The organism is Coriobacteriaceae bacterium, assembly GCA_025992705.1.
Taxonomy (GTDB): domain Bacteria; phylum Actinomycetota; class Coriobacteriia; order Coriobacteriales; family QAMH01; genus QAMH01.
The window spans coordinates 638,689-661,512 of the sequence record DAJPGJ010000001.1 but is presented as its reverse complement, the minus strand read 5'-3'; the positions used below and the strand labels follow the sequence as shown (position 1 = coordinate 661,512).

The following is a 22,824-nucleotide window of genomic DNA, read 5'->3' as shown; positions in this document are numbered from 1 at the left end:
GATGCAGTATCAAGACACAGCCCGGTTCACGCCAATCAGCTTCGTGCGCGACAAGGCGCTCGCCCTGACGCTCGCGCTTGTCACCATCGCCTTCGTCACCTCCTTGCTCGTCATACTCGGCACGACCACCGATGCGATTCTCCTCATCGACCTCACGCTCGTAGCAGTTCTGTTCCTGGCGTTTGCCCTGGAATACCGACGGCGCGCACGGTTCTGGAAGAGCATCGAAGAGGCGCTGGAATCGCTCGACAAGACGCGCTACTTCGATGAGCTCGTCTGCGAGCCCACGTTCCTGGAAGGGAAAATCGCACTCGACATGGCGCGCTCGATTGCAGAACAGGCAACGCATGAGGGCAACGAGCTCAGGATGCAGAGCCACGACCGCGCCCAGTACACCGAGCTCTGGGTACACGAGGTCAAGACGCCGCTGGCTGCCGCACGGCTGCTCCTCGACAAGATGCACGGCGAGGACGCAAGCAAGCTCAAGCTCGAACTCGAACGCGTCGAGCACCTCGTCGAGCAGGCACTCTTCACCGCGCGCTCGGACACGCTCGTAAACGACTACGTCATCCGCGAAATCGTGCTTGGCGATGCGGTGGGCGAGGCATGCAAAGCGAACATGCGCTACCTCACGTCATGTGGCGTTGCCATCGATATCCACATCGATCCGCAGAGCACGGTCGTGGCCGACAAGGCCTGGCTTGCATTCATCCTCACCCAGCTCATCATCAACGCCGCGAAGTACGACGCCACCACCATCATCTTCGAGGCCTACGAAAACGACAAGGAAGGCCCGCACGCCTGCACGGTACTCGAGGTGCGCGACGACGGCTGCGGCATTCCCGCCGCCGACGTTCCCCGCGTCTTCGACCGCGGATTTACGGGCGAGGTCGGTCGCGCCCACGGCTCGGCAACCGGCATGGGGCTCTACCTCGTCGCTCGCATGTGCGCGCAGATGGGGCTCGGCATCATGCTCGCGAGCGAAGAGGGCGTGGGCACGCGCGTGCAGCTCAGCTTTCCCCACGATCGCCGCCGCATGCACGTATCGCTGTGACGTCGGACGCGTCATGGTTTAGCCGGCGGAGCATACGCCAAGCGCAGTCCCGATTGCAGAAGCGACAAAAACGCGAGGCGGGCTTGCGAGGACTGTCTGAGCGCGCTGATCTTGCGCGCGAGTTCCGCAGCAGCCGAGCGTTTTCGAGCTTCGGGTGCAATCGACTGGCAAGCTTGGCGTATGCTCCGCCGGCTCCCCTGCCCTTACGAACTTGTAAGTCGCACGTAAGCCGCTTCGATGGCAGCTGTAATCCGCACGTTGCACCATAGGGGATGTTCGGCAACCGCTATGCGAAAGGTCATCCCATGAAGGCTACGAAAGTCTTATCCACGGTAACGAAGGGCGTCGGAGCAGTTACACTCGTGGCAGCAGCGCTTGTCGCGGGCATGCTCGCATACGCCTCGGTCAAAGTTCCGCGCACGGGAAGGGGAATCCATGTCTGAAGTAACCGCAATTCCGTCTGCCAGCGTGACGGGTTCCTCGTCGGCCTCCTCCCCCATCCTCTGCGTGCGTAACGTCGAGAAGGTCTACGGCGGCAGGCAAAACCTCATGTACGCACTGGCTGGCGTGAGCTTCGACGTCGCACGTGGCGAGTTCGTCGCCATCATGGGTCCGTCGGGCTCGGGCAAGACGACGATGCTCAACTGCATCTCCACCATCGATCGCCCCTCCTCCGGGCGCATCCTCATCAACGGAAGCGACATCACCACGATGTCGAAGGGCAAGCTCTCCGCGTTCCGTCGCGACGAGCTCGGCTTCATCTTCCAGGATTCCAACTTGCTCGACACGCTGACCGGCATGGAGAACATAGCGCTCGCCCTCACCATCAAGGGCACGCGTCCCGCGACCATCACCGCGCGCGTCCAGGACATCGCGCGCACGCTCAACGTCACCGAGTCGCTCAAGCAGTACCCCAACCAGATGTCCGGTGGGCAAAAGCAGCGCGTCGCCGCCGCACGCGCCATCGTCGCCGACCCCTCCCTCATCCTGGCCGACGAGCCCACCGGCGCCCTCGACTCGCGCAACGCGACCATCATGCTCGAGACGCTCGAGATGCTCAACAAGTCCCTCAACGCGACCATTCTCATGGTCACGCACGACGCGTACGCGGCGTCATTCTCCGACCGCGTGCTCTTCCTGTCCGATGGCAAGCTCTTCAACGAGATCCGCCAGGGTTCGCTTTCGCGCGAGGAGTACTTCGCCCGCATCATGGAGGTCGTGACCTTCCTCGGCGGGGAGGCATACCATGCTGCTTAAACTCGCCGTACGCAACATGCGGCGATCGCTTCGTGACTACGCGATCTACTTCGTCACGCTCCTCATCGCCGTCACCGTGTTCTACGCGTTCAACTCCGTGGGTGACCAGCAGGTCATGCACGACATCGCGGCGTCCGATAACACGAACGTCGTGGAGTTCACCGGCTACATGATGAACACCTTCTCCGTCGTCGTCGCCTTCGTGTTGGGCTTTCTCGTCATCTACGCCAACCAGCTACTCATCAGCCGGCGCAAGCGCGAATTCGGCATATACCTCGTGCTCGGCATGAAGCCCGGCCAGGTATCGCGCATCCTGCTCTACGAGACGATCTTCATCGGTCTGGGCTCGCTCGTCCTCGGCCTTGCCCTCGGCGTGCTCATCTCGCAGCTGCTCTCGTTTGCCACGGCGGCGCTCTTCGGCATCGCCATGCCACAGTACCAGTTCAGCTTCTCGCCCATCGCCTGCATCGCGACGCTTGCGTGCTTTGCCGCCATCTACATCGTGGTCGCCATCTTCAACGTCATCACCGTGCGTCGCTGCAAGCTCATCGACCTCATCGGCGCCAAGACCAAGCGACAGAAGATCATCATCCGCAATCCGTGGGTGTGCCTCGTGCTCTTCATCGTGTCGCTCATCCTCATCGGGCTCGCATACTGGCAACTTGACGTCAACGGCATGACGCTCCTGTTCGATGCCGAGTTCCAGCGTGCGACCGTGCTCATGCTCGTGGGTTCGCTGCTGTTCTTCTTCTCGCTTTCCGGCTTTGCCATCGCCGTGCTCACGCGCCTGCGCGGCGTGTACTTCAAGCGTCTGCGCCCCTTCACCACGCGTCAGGTAGCCTCGAAGTTCAACACGTCGTTCGTCTCCATCTGGGTGGTGTGCGTGCTGCTCTTCTTCGCCATCACCACCTTTGCCACCGGCCTGGGCCTCATTGACGCGTTTACCGGTGACATTGACGAAGCCAATCCCTACGATGCGAGCATCATCGCGTACGGCGAGGAAACCGTATACGAAAACGGCAAGGGTACGAAGAAGCCCGTCGATGCCGACATCAGCCAGACGAGCGCATACTTGCAGCAGCATGTCGCCAATTGGGACACGCTCGTCGCCGCCAGCTCGCAGCTCGACTTTTACGGGCTTCCCGACATGACCTATGGCGAACTCATGGACGCTGTCAACACGCACCTTTCGGATGCCATGAGCAGCACCTCGATGTTGAACCAAGGCGTGCAGGTTGTTGGCCTTACGCAGTTCAACGACATGCTCGCCCTGAACGACAAGCAGCCCGTGACGCTGTCATCTGGCGAATACCTCGTCACCAACAGCATGTCGGCGTCGCAGAACATCGCCGATGCGGTCGTGGCGCAGCATATGCCGCTTCCCACGCCAGCTGGCGATCTTACGCCAGTAAACCGTGTCGATAAGTCCCAGCTCAGCGACTTCGACATGCTCAGCAATGCCCTCACGATGGTGGTCCCCGACGACGTCGTCGCCGCCTTGGCCCAAACCGAAACTCCCGACGCGACGTACGTGAACGTCATGTACGCGTCTCGTTCGAATGTGGAAGACACGTTCATCAGCGCTGTCGAGGCCGTCGATGCGCCGGGCGTATCCATCACCATCACGCGCGAGCAGATGGTCGGCCAGGCAAGTGGCCTGCGCGTCATGATCACCTACCTCGCGGTCTACATCGGCCTCGTGCTGCTCATCACGACCGCAGCCGTGCTCGCCATCCAGCTGCTCTCGCTTACCATCGATTCGCTTGGCCGCTACCGCCTGCTCTCGAAGCTCGGCTGTGATACCCGCATGCTTACCCGTTCGCTGTTCGAGCAGGTCGTGATCTATTTCGTCGCACCGCTGGCCCTGGCTGTCTGCCACTCGGCATGCGCCATCGTCGTCCTCTCCGAATCGCTTTTCGCGGCTCTCGGGCGCGATTTGTTCCCCTCCATCGTCATGGCAGCATGCCTCGTCGTCGCCATATACGGTGGCTACATGCTCATCACCTACCTGACCAGCAGGACAAGCGTCAAGCAGGCCATCTCGTAGCAAAAAATGTGACAGCATGGTGACAAAAGTCGCCGGGGCGGTTTTGTCACGTCGTCAACAGACACGGGTAGAAGAAAAGGAAGCCGGCATCAGTTCTAATGCCGGCTTCCCAGAATGAGGGGGAATGAGACCCCCGGACTGTTAACTTCCTACTCGCGCTTTACATACGTGACAACCTCAATTTCCATGTCAACCTTGGTGGGATCGGGAAGCACGGGCCTCTCCGCGTACTCGACCATCTCGTCGATCTCTGCCGGCGTGGCGCTCTTGGGCTCGGTCTCGAGCAGGTAGGCGACAGGAGCACGACGGGCCATGGCCTCCTTGTACTCCTTGGTGCCAACCCAAATCTCATGCTTGTACGGATTGACGCCAAGCTTCTTGGAGCGGTAGATGACATAACTGAGAGCCGCGATATTGGCGATGAGCGCGATAGAGGCGACCACGGTATTGACCGCCGGGTCGTTCACGGACTGCACCGCGAAGATGGAGTCGTTGGCGAACATCGGCACCATCTGCGCGAACATGCACCAGATGGCCAGCGTGAACGCGCGGTTCTGGATCCATCCACCCTTGTTCCAGATGAGACCCGCGATGGTCGGCGCGACGAGCAGCGCGATACCGCAGTACCAGGAGTGGGTGGGCAGGCAATTGTAGGTGTAGCAGAAGTTCCAGAGGTCGTAGGAAATGATGAAGACCCACGTCATGTCGGGCCACAGCATGTCCTGGCGCTTCTTGGAGATGTAGATGCCGAACCAGCCGGTCATGCACAGGATGTTGAGCAGGCCCGCGCAGCCGTTGAGCACGTTGAAGATACCGCCGTTGAGCAGGACGCCCTCGTCGGTGACGAAGCTCGAATCCCAGGCGACGATGGCGCTCTCGAAGTCGCTCGCAACCGCGATCAGGATGTTGATGGCCACGATCACGAACGGGAACGCCTTGAACCAGTGCGAGCGGCCAATCTTTCCCCAGCTGTACTTGAGCATCATGAAGCCGATGCAACCGGCCGTTGCCGCGTACACCTTGGCATAGTGGAACCACCCACCCATGGATGTATACGTGGGGTTATTGAGCGCCCATTCGGCACCCATGGCGGCACCGACCTCGACGGCAATGCAATAGATGGTCATCGCGCCGCATACACCGAAGAAGAAGAAAATTCCTCCGGCCTTCCAGCGGCGAGCCACCTCGTTGAGCAGGATGAGTGCAATGAGCACCATGAAAAGTCCTGACCATTGAAAGGCGGCATTAGGACCGTAAACGTCAAACAACATTTCAATCCCTCCTTTACCTTGGTCTCCCTTTTACGACTTCTCTGCAATCATCCCGGCCAGGTGTGCCACCTTCATTGGCACATACGCTTTGAAGTCCATTTACCAAAAAATTAGAACCGTTCACGGATTTATCTTGACATCGTACAAGATACTCTCTCTTGTTGTGAGTTGCAAGCCACCTTAGCGACTTTTTATTCACGGAAAAGATAGCGTTAGCAAACAAAACGGGGCCGACAATCATCGCCGACCCCGCCAGAAGCGGGACAAACGACCTGTCCCCTTGTCCCACTTTGACGCTTAACTCAATGTGACAGGGGTCAGACCCCTGTCACATTTCAAGCTGGCTGATTTGGGATGGCTCGAGAGAATGCGGGGGCCGCACGACCCTGCCAAGAATCGCGGTCAGTGACCGCTATCTTTGGCAGAGCAGCCGCGAACCAGGTCAGGCACTCGGAGTCTTTGGCAGATGCGTCGGGCAAGCGCAATTCGTGTCATGCGTCCACCAGATGGTCTTGGGCATGCCGGGAATGTTCTGCGCGCAAAACACGGGGTTCACGCCTTGCTTGCGCTGTGCCGTGTAATCATCGAGCGCCTTGATGGCCCACTTGCCCAATAGCAGAATCGCCACAAGGTTAATGATGGCCATGAATCCCATGAAGATATCGGCGAGGTTCCATGCCAGGCTGAAGTTGTTCACGGCACCAAAGAAGATCGCCGCCAGGCAGAAGAGACGAAACACGACGAGCACGGCCTTGCTGTCCTTGATGAACAGGATATTGCCTTCGGCGTAGAAGTAGTTGCCCACAAGGGAGGAGAACGCGAACAGGATGATGCACGCCGTCATGAAGTGGATGCCGAGCGGCCCGATCGAATTGGCCATCGCCATTTGCACGAAATCGATGCCGTTGAAGCTGTCGGATGCGACGAGCGCCGCGACGGTATCGGGCTGCTGCACGCAGAAGATGAGCATCATGAGCGCCGAGCAGGTGCAGATCACAAGCGTGTCGATATAGACGGAAAGGCTCTGGACGAGGCCCTGCTTCACGGGATGCGAAACGTCGGCGGTGGCCGCCGCATTAGGTGCCGACCCCATGCCGGCCTCGTTCGAGAAGAGGCCACGCTTGATACCCCACATGATCATCGAGCCCGTAAAGCCACCGGCAAGCGACGAGAAATCGAAAGCCTGCCCGAAGACGAGCCCGAGTGCCGCGGGAACATCACCCAAATTGGAAACGCAGGTCCAGATGGAGATGAGGATGTAGGCACCGGCCATGATGGGGACGATCCAGGAAGTGATGACCGAGATGCGGTGCACGCCACCGAAAATGACAACGGCAACGGCCACGACGACGAAGAGGCCGATAATCGCGTTGACGACGGTTTCATGACCTTCGATGACGTAGTAGTCGATAGCCGAAGCCATGTTGTACGTCTGCAGGCCGTTGAAGCCGAGGCCAAAGCAGAGGATGAGGGCCACGGCAAAGACGATACCGAGCCAGCGCTTACCAAGAGCAAGCTGAATGTAGTATGCGGGACCGCCGCGGAAGGTGCCGTCGGGGTTGCGCACCTTCCAGATCTGGGCAAGCGTCGACTCGACGAATGCCGATGCCGCGCCGATGATGGCCATGAGCCACATCCAGAAAACGGCGCCCGGGCCACCAATCGCAATCGCCGTCGCGATGCCGACGATGTTGCCCGTGCCAACGCGTGAGGCCGTCGAAACCATGAGCGCCTGGAACGACGAGATGCGACGCTGCTTCTTGGGCTTCGTGGTGTCCGCATAGGCCGTGCTGCCGTGCTCGTTGGCAGCGCCCGGAGCCTTGGGCAGCTTGCCCGTATCGACGTTGTTCTCGACGTCGTCGGAGAACTGCGTATCGGCCGTGACGCTTTTGCCCACGAGGTTCGTGAACATGTCCTTGATGTAGCGAATCTGCACGCAGCGCGTGCGGATGGTAAACCATATGCCCGTCGCAACAAGAAGAATTACCAGGATGTAGGTGTACATGAAGTCATCGATCGTGCCCGTAAAAGCCACGAGTAGGCTGTTGAGATCTTCCATGTGGTCTCTCCGTCTCCCCTGTTCACAGTAATGCCCTATTATATTCTTAAAAGAGCAAGCGACAAAACGAAGCGAAAGTGGGACAAAGAGCCATCATGAGAACCTCAGCCTATGCCGACTTGGCCGACATACATGTCATCGGCATTCCGCGCGCCCTCCTGCAGTATCGCTACGGCGTACTGTGGCAGACCTTCTTCGAAGCGCTCGGCAAGACAGTCGTCATCAGCGACGAGACCGACAAGGCCATCGTCGATAACGGCATCGCGCGCTCGGTGGATGAGACCTGTCTCGCATCCAAAATCTTCATGGGTCACGTGGTCAATCTCATCGGGCGATGTGACGCGGTCTTCGTCCCCTGCTATGCCAGCTGCGACATGCACCGCGGCTTCTGCACCAAGTTCCAGTCCATGACGGACCTCGTCCGCAACACCTTCCGCACCGAGCTGCGCGTCATATCGCTGCTCGTGGAAAACGTCAGCGACATCAAGGCGACGCAAGCCGCCTTCGTCGAGTTGGGGCAGCGTCTGGGCGCATCGCGCAAGGAGTCCAAGCACGCCTTCAAGGAGGCCCTGCGCGCACAGAAAGAAGCCGACGGGCAGCAAGCGCAGCGCCAGGAGGATGTCCTGAAGCTCATGGACGAGTATCGAGGCATTGTTGCCAAAGATCCCGCCAGAGCCGAGCAGGCACCGCTCTCCATCCTCGTCGTCGCGCATCCCTATATCGCGTTCGATCAGTACATGGCCGGCGACATCATTCGATCGCTCACGCAGCTCGAATGCATGCCGCTCTTTGCCTGCGAGACCGATCACGCCAAATCGTACAAGGCGAGCCTCGACTTCTCGTCAACCATGCCGTGGATTATCAGCCGCGAGCTCATCGGCTCCATCCTCATGCTCAAGGACCGAATCGACGGCATCATCTTGATCAGCGCGTTTCCCTGCGGTCCCGATTCCATGACCGATGACGCGATCATGCGCTGCATACGAGGCGTCCCCATCCTCAACCTCATGATCGACGCGCAGACGGGCACGGCCGGCATCCAGACGCGCCTCGAGAGTTTCATCGACATCCTGCAGTTCCAACGCAGAGGAGGTTACATTCGTGCCGAGCGCTGAACACGAAGGCGTGCGTTCCAAAATCACCGTCGAAGGTGATTCCAAGCGCCCCTCTCAGCTCATCACCGACAAATCGCGCGAGAAACGTCAGCGCAAGGCGCTCAGAAAGCAGCGCCACAAGATGACGAAGGTCGCGTTTTTCAGGTATGGCTATTACGAGCCTGCGTTCAGATTCTTCACCGAACGCGTTCTCGATGCCGAGTTCCTGCCGCTTCCCACCGCAACGCGGCAGACCATCGAGCTCGGCGAACGTCTCTCGACCGACTACGTCTGCACGCCGTTCAAGCACATTCTCGGTGACTTCATCGAGGCCCTTGACCAGGGTGCCAACGTGCTCGTCCAGTTTGGCGGGCCCTGTCGTCTGGGCTATTACGGCGAGCTCCAGGAGTCCATCTTGCGCGACGCCGGTTATGACTTCGTCATGCTCAACTTCTCCGAGCACAACGACCAGGGTCCCCTCGGCTGGGCCAAGGACTGCCTCAAGAAGGTCAACCCGGACATCAACATCCCCCATGCCGTCGTGCAGCTCGCAGCGGTGGCGAACATGGCAAAGAAGCTCGACGATGCGCGCGATTACTACCTCGCCCATGCCGGGTTCGAGTGCGAGCGCGGCTCGTTCAAGCGCGTTTGGGATGCCTATATGGATGACCTTAATGCCGCCGCGTGCGATGATGACATCAACGAGGCGTACAAGCGCTGCATGGATGCGATGCGCGGGCTTCCCATCGACAAGCCAGCCAATCCCATTCGCATCGGCATCGTCGGCGAGCTTTTCACCGCGTTCGATGAACGCTCCAACCTCGGACTCGACGAAAAGCTGTTGAGCATGCGCACGGAGATTCACCGCTACCTCAATCTCACCCATCGCTTCATCCACTACAACGAGCCCAACCTGCGCGTGAGCGCGGGCGAGTACCTGCTCTACGACATGGGCCCCACCTCGACCATGACCATCGTTGCCGCACGACGCTATGCCGAGCGCGGTTTCGACGGCATCGTCCACGCGAAGTCGGCCGGGTGCACGCCCGAGATCGACTGCGAACCCGTGCTCCAACGCATCAGCTCGGATTACCGCATCCCCACCCTCTATCTCACCTACGATGCCCAGACAAGCGACACGGGCCTGGACACGCGCCTCGAGGCGTTTTACGACATGCTCGCCATGAAGAAGGAGTCCCACTCATGAACTGCAACATCGGAATCGATATCGGCTCCATTTCCACGAAGGGCGTCATCATCGACGACAATCACGAAATCATCGCCCGCTCCTACCTCTGGACGGAGGGCGACCCAGCCGGCGCCGCCAAGCGCGTCATCGCCGAGCTGCGCAAGCAAATTGACGAGGACGATGCACGCGTCGTCAGCGCAGGCACCACGGGTAGCGCACGTCGTCTCGTAGGCTCGATGCTCGGCGCCTCCGTCATCAAGAACGAGATCACGGCTCACGCGGTCGGCACCACGCACCTGCATCCGGATGTGCGCACCATCTTCGAAATCGGCGGCCAGGACTCCAAGATCATCATCGTCTCCGATGGCATTGCCGTTGACTACGCGATGAACACGCTGTGTGCTGCCGGTACGGGTTCGTTCCTCTCGAGCCAGGCGCACCGCCTCGGCGTGGAGGTCGAGGAATTCGGCGAGATTGCGCTCACCTCCAAGAAGCCCGCCAACATCGCCGCCCGCTGCACGGTGTTTGCCGAAAGCGACCTCGTCCACAAGATTCAGGTGGGCTACTCACGCGAGGACATCATCGCCGGTCTCTGCCATGCGGTCGCTTCGAACTATCTCAACAACGTGGGCAAGGGCAAGAAGATCGAGGGGCCCGCCGTCTTTCAGGGCGGCGTGAGCAAGAACGTCGGCGTCGTCCGTGCCTTCGAGGAGCTTCTGGACATGCCCGTGATCGTCGATCCGGACGGGCATCTCATGGGAGCCTATGGTGTCGCCCTGCTCGCCGCCGATGCCGGCCCCGCCACCGCAACGGATGAGGGGCCCTTCGCCGGCGGAACCTTCGACTTCGAGGCCGCGCTCGACTTCGAGTTCGTCACCCGCGAAGTAGAATGTGGACATTGTGCCAATCATTGTGATATTATTTGCGTGTATCGTGATAACGAGCTTATAGACTCTTGGGGCAATCGCTGCGAACGCGGCGCAATCGCGAAGTAGGTACATGGACAATCGTCGCACATATGCGATGTTCGCCATCGTCACTCTGACGGCGGCGCTTGGCGCGCTCACGCAGACTTCGATGAACTCCATGCTCTCCGGCGTGCAGGAGAGCTTCGGCACGCCGGAGAGCGTCAGCCAGTGGCTCACCACCATCTACATGCTCGTCATCGGTGTCACCGTACCGCTCGTGACCCACCTTGCCCGACGCCACTCGGTGCGCACGCTCATCTTCGTGGCCCTGGCGTTCATGCTTGTCGGTGCCGTCATCGCCGCCTTCTCGCCGAACTTCGGCATATTGCTCTTCGCACGCGTGCTTCAGGCGATCAGCGCGGGCATCATGCTGCCCGTCATGCAGACCATAGCAATGACGCGCTTTCCGCCCGGCCAAAACGCGACGGCCATGGGCATTGCCGGCATCGCACTTGGCTTCGCACCCAATATCGGCCCGCTCTTCGGCGGCCTGCTCGTGGACTCGTGGGGATGGCGCAGCTTTTTCTGGATTCTCTCGGGCATCATCGTCGTGTTGGCACTCGTGACACTCGCCTTCGTGCGCAAACGCGAGCACCAGATGCACGATGCGCACCTTGATTACCTCTCCGCGCTTCTCTCGACCGTTGGCTTTGGTTGCGTGCTCCTTTCCTTTTCCACCGCCGCGTACCGTCCGATAACGGATCCCGCCATCTGGACGGGTCTCGTGGTGGGCATCGTCTGCGTGTCGTGGTTCGTCCTGCGCCAGCGTCGCATCAAGCACCCGCTCATTCACATGTCCATCTTCAAATCGCATACCTATGTGGTGAGTTTCATCGCGCAGAATCTTCTCAACGCATCGTTCATGGGCATCACGCTCATCCTGCCGCTCTTCATCGTGAACGTGGCGCAGATGACGCCCGTCGATGCGGGCCTCGTCTTCCTTCCCACCACCATACTCGCAGCGGCCTTCAACCCGCTCGCCGGCATACTGAGCGACAAGATCGGTCCGCGTCCCGTCATCGTGGTCTCCGCCTTTCTGCTCGTTGCCGGCAGCGGCGCCATGGCCTTCATCACCGCCGATACGCCGTTTTGGCTCATCACGGCGTTACAGGTCGTGCGCGGCATTGGCGTGAGCTCAATTATCGGGCCCCTCAACTCCTGGGGCATGCACAAGCTACCCGTCGAAAACATGATCGATGGTTCGGCCTTCTTCACGACCGTGCGCCAGGCATGCGCCTCGTTTGGCACGGCGCTCATGATGCTGCTCATCTCGGTGGTAGGTGGCGCCCTCGGCTACAACCTGGCGCTCGGGCTGTCTGCCCTCTTTGCCGTAGGCGTGCTCATCTGCTCCGTCTTCTTCGTACGCGACCTCAAGTCATAAAATGAGACACATTGGACAGGTACATCTGTCTCAGGAGAACACGACATGCGCCTCGGTTCGTCGGCCGTGACGCGTTTTGGGACTTGTGGCACATCGGATGTACCACAAGTCGTCAAACTTGCCTGATAATGTGCCAGAAGAGGTCCGACTCATCATCTCGTGCGCCAAAAGTGACGATTCCTGCCACACGGAAAAGACACATCGGACAGGGCATCTGTCTCGTTCGCCCCTATGCCCTGCTGGCCATGTCCTCCTCGATTTCGAGCTTCCACGAACCCGTGATGCCCGCATCCGAGCGGAGCTGACAGCAGGCAGTCGCCATCGATGCATAGACGGCCTGGGTGCCTATTTCGTCGGCATGATACGTGGCCGCGCGGTCCGCGGAAATTCCGATGCGGGCTGCTTCGGCGGCGGCATCGATGTTCGCGCCCATGAAGACGAATTCCCAGCCCTTCTTGCGCTTCTTCTCGATGAGCTTCTTCACCTGCGGATACGTGAACCCGCGGCTTGCGTTTTCGTAGCCATCGGTCGTAATGACGAAGAGGACGCTCTTTGCTCGATGGTGCTTGGGCAGCGTTTTCTGCACCTTGCTCACGTGCTGAATGGCACCACCCATCGCGTCGAGCAAGGCCGTGCACCCGCGCACGTAGTACTCCTTGTCCGTGATGGGCGCGACGTCCTCGATACGCTTCCGGTCACAAACCACTTCGATGCGATCGTCAAAAAGGACCGTCGAGACAATGGCATCGCCCTCCTGCTCCTTGTTCTTGCGTAGCACGGAATTGAATCCGCCAATGGTGTCTCTCTCCAGTCCGCCCATCGAGCCGCTACGGTCGAGGATGAACACGAGCTCGGTATAGTCCTTCATCTTCATGGCTGCCTCCTTCGTTGGCATTTGACGAAGAAGACTCTACGCCGCGGAACGAGCGCATAGGTAAACCACGAGGGGACATCGCGCGGGGCGAATGGGCTTATCCCAGAAGTTGCTGGTCGAACTCGTAAAGCACCATGTTCACCTGGTTGATGTCGTAGATGTTGTTCAAGAGGCAGTATTCGACGATGACATCGAATTTGGAGCTGTGGGACAGCGTGAAGCCGGCGCGGGAGAGCAGGGCAAGAGCGTCTTCGTAGGGAAGTCGCAACGCGAAAGCCAACGCGCAAGCCGTCTTCTTGGTGGGGCGATAATTGTCATCTCTGCGGATTTTCGCGAAAAGCTGGCGGCTCATGTTCGCACGTTTGTATACCGTGGCATCACGCAGGCCCCGTTCGTCTATGAGGCGCAGCACCGTTTGGGCAAACGACTCGTCAAGACGGGAGAGGCGCTCGGCTAATCCTGGGGGCATTGCATTGCCAAGATCGCCAGGTGTGACGGCATCGAATGCACCAGTGATTTCGAGGGAACCCGTGAAGGTGTCGTCAGTCATCTCAGCCGTGGCGCTGGCCATCGTTGCCTGTGGCATGCTCGCAAGTTGCGCTGCAGGGGGCTGCTCGCCGACATACACATCGGCGATATAGCGCCTTATCTTGCCAAGCAGCTCGGCTTTGCGTTTTCTGCGTCGGAACATGGCCCTCCTAAAATGAGACAACGTCTCTGAGCAACTGTCTCATTTTGCCATATGTGGCGCTGCTATAATCACCCTCGATCGTACCGTCGAGCCATAGGGGGCGCTCACCTTGGAAGCAGACCTTGTATCGCTGTTCTGCATAGTCGTGGTCGCGCTTCTCGCCCCGATTCTCTCGGCTCTCGTCCCCAATCGGATGGTCCCTGAAACCGTCCTTCTTCTCATTGCGGGCATGCTAATCGGCCCTCACGTGTTTGCCATTGCACAGCCTGATGCAGCGATCACGCTTGTCTCCGACCTCGGTCTCGGCTTCCTGTTCCTCCTCGCGGGCTATGAGATAAACCCGCAGGAACTGACGGGCAAGCAAGGTCGCCATGGATTGTTTACCTGGCTTGTCACTTTGGCTATCGCGATGGTGATCTGTATCGCCACTCCCGATTTCCAATCAAACCAAATCGGATGGCTTGCCGCAGCCATTGCCCTTACCACCACGGCGTTTGGCACGCTCGTTCCCATCCTGCACGAGCGTGGCCTCGTGGGCACGCGCATCGGCAAATCCATCTTCGCATACGGAACCTGGGGCGAGATTGGCCCGATCATCGTCATCGCCCTCATCCTGTCAACGCGCAAGACCTGGGTGACCTTGGCGATTCTTGCCGCATTTGCGTTGGTCGCCGTCGCCGCCGCGTTGATTCCCAAACGAATCTGGGAAAACGGCATGCACCTCCCCGGATTCTTCGAGAGAAACCGGGATACGAACGCCCAGATCACCGTTCGTTTCGTCATGGTGCTGCTCGTCGGCCTCCTCATGGTGTCGGCCTTGTTCGATCTCGACATCGTGCTCGGTGCCTTCGCCGCGGGTTTCGTGCTGCGCTTCCTGCTTCCCGGTGGCGACCGAGGACTCGAGCACAAGCTCAACGGCATCGGCTACGGATTCTTCATTCCCCTGTTCTTCGTCGTGAGCGGCATGGCCATCAACCCCATGGCCGTGGCCGAATACCCATTGCTGCTTGTCTTGTTCATCGTCGCGCTGCTGGCCGTGCGCGCACTGCCCATATACGTCGCCTTGCGCATTTCGCCCGAAACGCGCGACATGGACGGCCACAGTCGTGCGACGGTTGCGTTCTACTGCACGACGGCCCTTCCCCTCATCGTCGCCATCACGAATATCGCAACAGGAGCAGGCGCGATGTCCGCGGATATCGCCTCGCTTCTCGTCGCTGCCGGAGGCCTCACCGTCTTCCTCATGCCGCTGCTTGCCTCGTTTGCGCTCAAGCACATCAAGGGTCCAGCGCCAGATGAGCCGGGAGAGGATGCCACGCCTCGAAAGGATGACATATGAGCGACACGTCTAGCAGGCGAGAGGAACGCCGCCTCAAGCAGTGGCTCTTCCTCGCGCTCGAGTATCCAGCCAAAGCATCGACGGGTGGCAAGGTGGTCTGTGGCGTCATCTACGTCTGCATCGTCGCAAACGCCATCCTCGTGTGCATTCCGAACGACTGGCTGTCTTCCGCCTTCGACGGCCCCATCCTCGTGCTCAGCATCATCTCGTCATGCGTGTTCGCCTGCGAGTACGCGGCACGCATCTGGATAGCCGACAAGGTGCGCCCCCGTCTCTCGCCACCAAAGGCGCGTCTGCGTTACATGGTGTCTCCCATGGGCATCGTCGACCTCTTGTCCTTCGTCCCGGCATGGATCATGTTCTTCGTGCCGATGTCACCCGCGATACGAGATGCGATCAGCATCATCCGCCTTATCCGTCTCTTCAAGATCTCGCGTTACATGCGCGGCTTGCGCACCATCGGCGCTGTCATCAGGAATCGTCGCCAGGAGATCATCGCCGCCTTCATGGTGCTCGCATTGCTTACGATCGCCGCAAGCGTGCTCATGTACGAAGCGGAGCACGCCGTACAGCCCGAAGCTTTCGACAGCATCCTGACCGGCATATACTGGGCCATGACAACGATCACGACCACCGGCTACGGAGATCTCGTTCCCATTACCGCCCTGGGGAGGGTCATCGGCTTTGTCGTCATGGTTCTCTCGATCGCCATCGTCGCCATACCGGCGGGCATCTTCTCGGCGGGATTCGTCGAGGAGTTCCGCGCGCAGCGAAACGGACGCGCACCCATCACGACCGATGGCGAGCAAGATGATGAGGGCTAGCGCCCCTTCTCGTAAAGCTCCAAGAGGACACGGCAGGCCTTAAGGCGGCCAGAGAAGACCTTCTCGTAATGGTGGTCGTCGTACCAATCGAAGGTGTAGCACGCCTCCTCGCCCGCGACCCGGTCTTCGAGCTCGGGAAGCTCGGCCTTGAGCCTCTCGTACACGGCCTCTGGCTCGATGCCGCGCATGAGCTCGTCACGCGCATCCTCCATGTACTCAAGCTCGGCGCTATCCCACGCGTCGAAGTCCGATGGCCCCTGGGCATCCCACTTCGCCCGTTTTTCGTCAACTTTCTTCTCAATCGCCTCTAGAAACTTCATTGCCGCTCCTGTCGAAATCGAAATGGGACAAATGACCTGTCCATTTGTCCCACTAGCTCTTGTAGTACATGATGGCAATTTGAGTGCGGTTGCTCAGCTCGAGCTTGCCGAGAATCGAGCTGATGTGGTTGCGCACCGTGCCCTCGGACAAGAAGAGACTCGCCGCGATATCGCGATTGTCCATGCCCTCGGCAACGAGCTTGGCCACCGCATATTCGCGCTCCGTGAGACTACCGAACGGCCCCATTGCCTCCAATCGCGCATCCCGCGCAGCTACTTCGGTACCGACGGTTTCCTTGCCCGTCAGCCGTGCATCATGATCGGCAAGCAACTTGAGGTTACGCTCGCGCAAATCGTCGAAGGCGAACTGCATGCCCGCGTATCCCGCACGCACGCGCGCATCCTTTACGCCGAGTAACACGGCGGCGGCACAAACAAGCAGGCTTGCCGCACACCCGACAGACGACACCAATCCAAGACAGAACGCGGCCACGAGCGGCGCGACCCAAATGACGCGCAAAAGCCACCTGCGCTCATGCAGCATGACGTACGCGCAAACCGGCAGAAAGAAAAACGCAGGAGAAAGAACGAGTGCGCAAACGAGGAAAGTGACCTGAGCCACATTGCGATAGGGAGTCGTGGCAATGCTGCATATACTCACGAGCGCAACGGAAAGCAGGAGCCCAACAATGACAAGATTCGCATCGGCAACGAGAAGCGATGTGGCCACGCAGGCGGCCATTAGGATGATTTCGTCGACGTATTCTTCCATGAGGGCAATTATACCGCTCCCCTCGCCATGCCACCCCACACAGCTCCCGCGCATGCCCCTGAGCGGGACATTTGCAAACCTATGACAAATGTCATGTTTACTCCGCGCATCTCAGAAGATTAAATGAAGGCATTCGGACCCCTCGGACATGTCGGGAGAAGGACATGCAAGACATCGTTTCGGTAGTCGATCTGGTCAAGCGCTATGGCAGCATGATCGCCCTCGACCACTTCACCATGAAAATCGAACGTGGTGAGATATTCGGATTGCTCGGACCAAACGGCAGCGGCAAGACCACCGCCATCAACTGCATACTCCAGCTGCTTACCTATGACCGCGGGGAAATCTGCCTGTTTGGACAGCCCATGACGCAGTCGAGCTACGACCTGAAGCGGAAGATCGGCATCGTCCCGCAAAACGTCGCCGTATTCGAGGAACTCAGCGTGCGCGAGAACATCGACTACTTCTGTGGGCTATACGTGAGTGACAGCGCGACGCGCAAGAAGCTCGTGCGCGAGGCCATCGAATTCGTCGGTCTCGAGGACTACGAGAAATCCCATCCCAAGAAGCTCTCCGGCGGTCTGCTCAGGCGCCTGAACATCGCCTGCGGCATCGCCCACAAGCCCGAGCTCGTCTTCTTCGACGAGCCCACGGTCGCGGTCGACCCGCAGAGCCGTGCGTCGATTCTCGATGGCATCAAGCAGATGAACGCAAATGGCTCGACCATCGTCTACACGAGTCACTACATGGAGGAAGTCGAGGAAATCTGCACGCGCATCATGATCATGGACAAGGGTCGTACGCTCGCGTGCGGCACCAACGAGGAGCTCAAGCAAATCGTCGCCGCGGGCGAGAAGATCGTCATCGAGGCCGAGGTGCCCGAGGGTGCGCTCGTGCGCATCCAATCCCTCCCCCATGTGTTGGGTGCTCAATACGATGCCGGCCAGCTCTCCATCACCTGCGAGAACGGCGAACATAACGTCGCGGACGTGCTCGACGAGCTCGCGAAGGCCCATGTGCGCGCCGGGCGCATCTGGGCCGAGCCGCCGACGCTCAACGACGTGTTCCTGGAAATCACCGGCCGCGAGCTTCGCGACTAGCGCAGGTGATGCCCCATGTGGAACACGTTCAAATACACGATTCTCGAGCTGGTGCGCATGCCCGGCGTGCTCGTCTGGGCGCTGGCCTTCCCCCTCATCTTGTCGACCGTCTTCATGATGATGTTCGGACCTCTCGACGACCAAGCCGAAATCGACCCCATACCCCTCGTCGTGGTCAACCCCGCCGATGACGTCGACGGCCAATCGTTCCAGGCCTTTCTCGATGCCCTGAGCGATGACGAGGACGGGGAGCCCCTCTTCGCCATCACCTATGCCCCGAACGCCGAGGAGGCCCTGGCCCTTGTCGAGGAGAACATGGCGGGAGAAAGCCCTTACGTCGGCTACGTGCAGCTCTCGGAGGGCACCCCAGATGTCCACGTGACGAGCGTCAGCGACTTGACCGGCATGGAGCAGCTGAAAACCTCCGTCCTCATCATGGCGATGGATAACTACGTCGCCAATGCCGCCATGATACGTGACCTCATGAGTGGTAATCCCAGTCTGCTCGCCCAGCCAGACATGGCGGAAACCCTCACATCCATGACCGAGCCCATCGAGGCGACGGTCCAGACGACGGTCACGGCAAACCAGCCGAAAGAATCCGTGCGTTTCTACTTCGCATTGCTCGGCATGGCCGCGCTCTTCGGCGGCACCCTTGGGATGATCGCGTTTCAGCGCCTCAAGCCCAATACTTCGTCCCTTGGCGCGCGCAGGGCACTCGGCGCGACGAGTCACGGGCGCACCGTGGCCGCAACCGTGGGCGCGAGCTGGACCATCACCTTTGCCTGCCTGTGCGTCACGTATCTCTACATGCGATACGTCGCCGGAGTCGACTTTGGAGGACGCGATGGCGCCTGCCTGCTCACGACGGCGATTGCGGCGCTCACGGCCACGGCGTTGGGGTGCGCTATCTCCGCCATTCCCAAGGTTCCCGAAAGCGGCAAGAGCGGCATCCTCACCGGCATCGTCTGCTTCGCGTCGCTTTTCGCCGGCCTCTATGGCGAGCCCACGATGGAGCTCGCCGACATGATTTCGGCCAACTTCCCCGTACTCGACTACGTCAACCCCGCCGTCCAGATATCCCAGGCGTTCTACAGCATCATGTACTACGACTCGCTCGCACCCATGGCAGGCCACCTGACCATCCTGCTCGTCATGGCACTCGTCCTGTTCGCGCTGTCGGCGCAATCCCTGAGGAGGCAGCGCTATGCAAGTCTTTAAGTGCGCCATGCGCATCATACGCGGCAACATCGTCTTTCCCATCATCTACATCATCGGACTCAGCTTCATGGGCATCTTCATGGCAGCGTCATTCGACTTCGACATGAACGAGAACGGCCTAGAACGATATAGCTGCAACTTCTCCGTCATCGACCGCGATGGCAGCGAGTTGTCCGATGCCATCACAAGCCAGCTCGCACAACACGGAACGCAGGTCGTCGTTGAAGACACGCCACTAGCCATCCAGGATGCCGTAGCCAAGGGCACCACCGACTACCTGCTCATCATTCCCGAAGGCTACGAGGCAAACTTCGCCGAGGCATCGCATGCCGGTGAAGACATCCCCGCCATGGAGACGGTGTTCAGCTACTATTCCATGGAAGGCGAGCTCGTTGACCAAAGCGTCAATGGATTTCTGGGCATGGTGCGCTCACTTGCCATGACCAGCCCCGAAATGCCCATGGCAGACGTCATCGATCGTGCTGCGGACTACTCGTCCGAACAGGCCCAGGTTGCGGTAATCGAGCAATCGACCGCCATTTCGAAATCCGATCGCTTCGTCTTCTACCTGCAGTGGAGTACCTACACGCTCTTTGCCGGCATCACCGTGTGCGTGGGACTTCTCGTGACCACGCTCGGTCGCGTCGACGTGCGCCGTCGCAACCTCTCGTCACCGCTGAGCTTCGCCTCCTACAACCTGCAATTGGGCGCGGCCTGCATGGCCGTCACCTTACTTGCATGGGCATGGACGTTCTGCCTGGGCCTCGTCGCGTTTCCCGACGCGGCTGCCCAGATTGAACCCGGCGGCCTCGCGTTGTGTGCCCTGAGCATGCTCGCCTATTGCATGGTGCCCCTTGCGCTTGGCTTCCTGCTTGGACAGGTCGGGGCAAACGGCATCGTCTGCAACGCGACGGGCAACATCGTCGGCATGGTGATCTCGTTCTTCGGAGGCGCGTGGATCTCCCTTGACCTCATGACACCCGAAATCGTGACGCTGGCACACCTGTTGCCGGGATACTGGTACTCGTCGGCGTGCTCGGCTGCCGCACATGCCCCCGCCATCATGGACTCCGCTACCTTGGGGCTCGTCCTCGGTCACGTCGGCGTGCTGCTGCTCTTCGCCCTGGCGCTGCTATGCGTCTCGCTCGTCGCCGGACGCAAACGCCTGCAGACATCGGAAGCTGGCGGAAATCGCGCCGCCGAAGCTTCTGCTTTCGTGTGATCGGAGGAACGCCCGCGTCTTCGCCTTGAGCACGGCAGTCGTTCGGCACCTTTATCTAAACAGTGATGCGAGCTTGTCTGCTGAATAATCGTTGAGCATGAAGCCTTGCTCGACAATTGCCTGCGGGCAAACTCCCTGCATGTGCTGAGCGGTCTTCCCCAGACCGCTTCCTCCGGACGTGGCGAAGGGAATGATAGTCGTGCCCGCCATGTCATAGGATTCCAGAAACGTGTCGATGATACGCGGCTCCACGTACCACCAGATGGGAAAGCCCACGTAGATGGTTTCGTATGCGCCCATGTCATCGACTTGCCCGGCGATGCCAGGACGCGAGCCCTCGTCGTCCATCTCCCTGCTTGACCGGCTCTGGTGATCATTCCAGTTCAAGTCCGCCGAGGAGTAGGGAACCTCCGGAACAATCTCGAAGGTGTCCGCGCTCAGATAATCAGCCAGCGCCAGGGCAGCCCGCTTGGTCGTGCCCGTCGCGCTGAAATATGCCACAAGGATGCTCTCCATTGTCGTTTCCTTTCATCGAGAGAAGAGCATGCACTCCACCGTCAAGCGGAAACCTTATAGCACCTCAAGCCAACTCCAAGTCAAGGGTCAAATCGTCCCACCAGTCATTGCAGGCGAGGAAATGCGCCCCTACTTCGTAATCGCCACCATTTGCAAGGCGCTTCCAAACGGCATTCCGCCGCCCGATTTCACGGCATGCCTGACCAGGTCGGGATCCATGACGATGCTGCCAGCCATCATGTCGGCGCCTGCATCGAGCAGGGGCTGCCCCATGACAACCGAAGGACCGACCATCGTCACGAAGGCCTCCTTTGCGAGTTCAAGCAGACGAGGGGCGGTCTTGTTCTCCAGCGTCACTCCGGTGATGAAGGCGAAATCTGCTTGAGGCAGCACATATTCGCAAGCAGGGTCTGGCATATCGATGTCATCGCGGCAATTGCGTTCCAAAACTGTCAGCTCGGCATATTCCGCAATTCTATCCACATGCGGAAAATGACCAATCACCACCACGCGAGCATCTGCCTGGGCTTCGATACGTGGACGCATCATCTCGAAGGCGTCCTTCTTGCGTATGGACCCATCAGGCAGCTCGACAGGCTCATCGTGCATAGCTCCGAGTTCGTCAACGCACGTCCTTTGGGCATACCATGCGTTAAGCGCCGCGATTCCAAGCGTGGCCTCCTCGAAACGCCAGGACTTGGAAAGGCCGGCAAGCTCTCTGAGCGGCAGGCCACGAAAATTCCGCGAATTCCTCGATCTTCTCGCACCACCGCGGCAGGTGTAGGAGACGCCCAAACCGCTCTCCGCCTCCACGTAGCTCCAGTTTGCCCCCAAGCAGTAATCGGTGACGAGCACATCTCCAGGTACTCCTGCAATCAATTCGTCGTACAGGGTCCAAGGCATAACGGGCACCTCCATGCACATGATTGTCTTCTGGCTTTCTTGCTTAGACTATATTAATAAAACTATAATATCCTATAAAGGATAATATTTCGACAATAGAGGTCATCAGTGCTATTCATTCTTACCGGCAACGTTCAAATCGGGAAGAGCCGATGGCTCGAGCGCCTCGCGGATGACCTTTCCCGCCTTGGCATCGCGTGCTATGGCGTAATCGCCCCGGGCATCTGGGTCGAATCGAGCACGAATGCCGCCAACGACCAGGGCTACGAAAAGCTCGGAATAAGCAACCTTCTCCTGCCCGACAACGTCACGGTCCCCTTCGCCCAGCGTGCGGATATCGCGCGCGCAAACGGCATGTATGCCGACTTGAGCCAGGCTGGCAGAGTCGGCTTGGGTTGGCATATAGACGATGCCGCCATCGCACGCGTGAACGAGCACCTTCTCTCGATCAAGAAACGAGCGGAAGGCGACAGGAGGCGCAAGCTCCTGGTCATCGACGAGCTGGGACGCCTCGAGCTCGACCATGAGTCGGGCCTTATCGAGGCAATGAGATTGCTGCGCAATGGACCTTGCGTGGGTATGAAAGACGCGCTCGTGGTGGTTCGAGAGACCTTTGCCAAACGCGCTGAATCCCTTTTTGCCGAAACATGGGGCGGCGTCCTACGCATTGCGCCCACCCGGCAAGACGCGGAATTGGTCAAACGTCAGCTAGCGGAATAGAA

The 22,824-nt window shown here is 59.5% G+C and carries 22 protein-coding genes; 14 read left to right on the top strand and 8 right to left on the bottom strand.

Translation table 11 applies throughout. From position 1 onward, the window contains the following. Position 1 precedes the first annotated feature (1 nt). The 4 genes from OIM11_03005 to OIM11_02990 all read left to right on the top strand — a co-directional run bounded on the left by OIM11_03005 (position 2) and on the right by OIM11_02990 (position 4,358). Positions 2–1,054 carry a sensor histidine kinase gene (locus tag OIM11_03005; protein ID HJJ00102.1) on the top strand — a complete coding sequence of 351 codons (1,053 nt, stop codon included), beginning with the start codon at positions 2–4 and terminating at the stop codon, positions 1,052–1,054. Between the two features lie 305 nt (positions 1,055–1,359). Continuing rightward, positions 1,360–1,497, top strand: coding sequence for a hypothetical protein (locus OIM11_03000; protein ID HJJ00101.1), 138 nt, complete (start codon positions 1,360–1,362; stop codon positions 1,495–1,497). A gap of 106 nt (positions 1,498–1,603) precedes the next feature. After that, positions 1,604–2,311, top strand: coding sequence for an ABC transporter ATP-binding protein (locus OIM11_02995; protein ID HJJ00100.1), 708 nt, complete (start codon positions 1,604–1,606; stop codon positions 2,309–2,311). Further along, positions 2,301–4,358, top strand: a complete 2,058-nt coding sequence (locus tag OIM11_02990) for an FtsX-like permease family protein (protein HJJ00099.1) — start codon at positions 2,301–2,303, stop codon at positions 4,356–4,358. Before OIM11_02995 ends, OIM11_02990 begins: the two co-directional genes overlap by 11 nt. Positions 4,359–4,507: 149 nt before the next feature. Here the strand turns inward: OIM11_02990 and OIM11_02985 are convergent, their stop codons facing one another. Next, positions 4,508–5,629 carry a DUF5692 family protein gene (locus tag OIM11_02985; GenBank protein ID HJJ00098.1) on the bottom strand — a complete coding sequence of 374 codons (1,122 nt, stop codon included), beginning with the start codon at positions 5,627–5,629 and terminating at the stop codon, positions 4,508–4,510. Positions 5,630–6,071: 442 nt separating this feature from the next. After that, positions 6,072–7,688 carry an alanine:cation symporter family protein gene (locus OIM11_02980; protein ID HJJ00097.1) on the bottom strand — a complete coding sequence of 539 codons (1,617 nt, stop codon included), beginning with the start codon at positions 7,686–7,688 and terminating at the stop codon, positions 6,072–6,074. 95 nt (positions 7,689–7,783) lie between these two features. On the opposite strand from OIM11_02980, the gene OIM11_02975 reads away from it, so the two are divergent. From OIM11_02975 to OIM11_02960, 4 genes are read left to right on the top strand one after another with little or no spacing between them, the layout of a single operon-like run. Beyond that, positions 7,784–8,803: an acyl-CoA dehydratase activase-related protein gene (locus OIM11_02975; GenBank protein ID HJJ00096.1), complete on the top strand. Its 1,020-nt coding sequence runs from the start codon at positions 7,784–7,786 to the stop codon at positions 8,801–8,803. After that, positions 8,790–9,989 carry a hypothetical protein gene (locus OIM11_02970; GenBank protein HJJ00095.1) on the top strand — a complete coding sequence of 400 codons (1,200 nt, stop codon included), beginning with the start codon at positions 8,790–8,792 and terminating at the stop codon, positions 9,987–9,989. The genes OIM11_02975 and OIM11_02970 overlap by 14 nt, the downstream gene beginning before the upstream one ends. Next, positions 9,986–10,966, top strand: coding sequence for an acyl-CoA dehydratase activase (locus OIM11_02965; GenBank protein ID HJJ00094.1), 981 nt, complete (start codon positions 9,986–9,988; stop codon positions 10,964–10,966). Before OIM11_02970 ends, OIM11_02965 begins: the two co-directional genes overlap by 4 nt. A gap of 4 nt (positions 10,967–10,970) precedes the next feature. Next, on the top strand, positions 10,971–12,320 hold the full coding sequence (locus OIM11_02960; protein HJJ00093.1) for a DHA2 family efflux MFS transporter permease subunit: 1,350 nt from the start codon (positions 10,971–10,973) through the stop codon (positions 12,318–12,320). A 229-nt stretch (positions 12,321–12,549) separates the two neighbouring features. On the opposite strand, the gene OIM11_02955 is transcribed toward OIM11_02960, so the two are convergent. Continuing rightward, positions 12,550–13,194: a VWA domain-containing protein gene (locus OIM11_02955; protein HJJ00092.1), complete on the bottom strand. Its 645-nt coding sequence runs from the start codon at positions 13,192–13,194 to the stop codon at positions 12,550–12,552. A 97-nt stretch (positions 13,195–13,291) separates the two neighbouring features. Further along, positions 13,292–13,885, bottom strand: a complete 594-nt coding sequence (locus tag OIM11_02950; GenBank protein ID HJJ00091.1) for a hypothetical protein — start codon at positions 13,883–13,885, stop codon at positions 13,292–13,294. Between the two features lie 109 nt (positions 13,886–13,994). On the opposite strand from OIM11_02950, the gene OIM11_02945 reads away from it, so the two are divergent. Further along, positions 13,995–15,224, top strand: coding sequence for a cation:proton antiporter (locus tag OIM11_02945; GenBank protein HJJ00090.1), 1,230 nt, complete (start codon positions 13,995–13,997; stop codon positions 15,222–15,224). After that, on the top strand, positions 15,221–16,048 hold the full coding sequence (locus OIM11_02940; GenBank protein ID HJJ00089.1) for an ion transporter: 828 nt from the start codon (positions 15,221–15,223) through the stop codon (positions 16,046–16,048). The genes OIM11_02945 and OIM11_02940 overlap by 4 nt, the downstream gene beginning before the upstream one ends. On the opposite strand, the gene OIM11_02935 is transcribed toward OIM11_02940, so the two are convergent. Beyond that, the gene (locus OIM11_02935) at positions 16,045–16,368 is read right to left on the bottom strand and encodes a hypothetical protein (GenBank protein HJJ00088.1); all 324 of its coding nucleotides are present in this window, start codon (positions 16,366–16,368) and stop codon (positions 16,045–16,047) included. The two genes, OIM11_02940 and OIM11_02935, sit on opposite strands and share 4 nt — an antisense overlap. A 52-nt stretch (positions 16,369–16,420) precedes the next feature. Next, positions 16,421–17,140: a helix-turn-helix transcriptional regulator gene (locus OIM11_02930; GenBank protein ID HJJ00087.1), complete on the bottom strand. Its 720-nt coding sequence runs from the start codon at positions 17,138–17,140 to the stop codon at positions 16,421–16,423. A gap of 164 nt (positions 17,141–17,304) precedes the next feature. Between OIM11_02930 and OIM11_02925 the strand changes: the two genes are divergently transcribed. Genes OIM11_02925 through OIM11_02915 form a run of 3 tightly spaced genes read left to right on the top strand, consistent with a single transcriptional unit; the run spans position 17,305 to position 20,683 of the window. After that, the gene (locus tag OIM11_02925) at positions 17,305–18,240 is read left to right on the top strand and encodes an ABC transporter ATP-binding protein (protein ID HJJ00086.1); all 936 of its coding nucleotides are present in this window, start codon (positions 17,305–17,307) and stop codon (positions 18,238–18,240) included. 15 nt (positions 18,241–18,255) lie between these two features. Then, the gene (locus OIM11_02920; protein HJJ00085.1) at positions 18,256–19,461 is read left to right on the top strand and encodes an ABC transporter permease; all 1,206 of its coding nucleotides are present in this window, start codon (positions 18,256–18,258) and stop codon (positions 19,459–19,461) included. Then, a complete protein-coding gene (locus OIM11_02915) occupies positions 19,448–20,683 on the top strand; it encodes an ABC transporter permease (protein ID HJJ00084.1) in 1,236 nt (411 codons plus the stop codon). Before OIM11_02920 ends, OIM11_02915 begins: the two co-directional genes overlap by 14 nt. Before the next feature lie 51 nt (positions 20,684–20,734). Here OIM11_02915 and OIM11_02910 read toward each other — a convergent pair whose 3' ends face one another. Next, positions 20,735–21,199 carry a flavodoxin gene (locus OIM11_02910; GenBank protein HJJ00083.1) on the bottom strand — a complete coding sequence of 155 codons (465 nt, stop codon included), beginning with the start codon at positions 21,197–21,199 and terminating at the stop codon, positions 20,735–20,737. Positions 21,200–21,328: 129 nt separating this feature from the next. After that, complete coding sequence (locus tag OIM11_02905) at positions 21,329–22,102, bottom strand: DUF364 domain-containing protein (GenBank protein HJJ00082.1); 774 nt, start codon at positions 22,100–22,102, stop codon at positions 21,329–21,331. Positions 22,103–22,210: 108 nt separating this feature from the next. Between OIM11_02905 and OIM11_02900 the strand changes: the two genes are divergently transcribed. Further along, positions 22,211–22,822, top strand: coding sequence for a hypothetical protein (locus OIM11_02900; GenBank protein HJJ00081.1), 612 nt, complete (start codon positions 22,211–22,213; stop codon positions 22,820–22,822). Positions 22,823–22,824 lie beyond the last annotated feature (2 nt).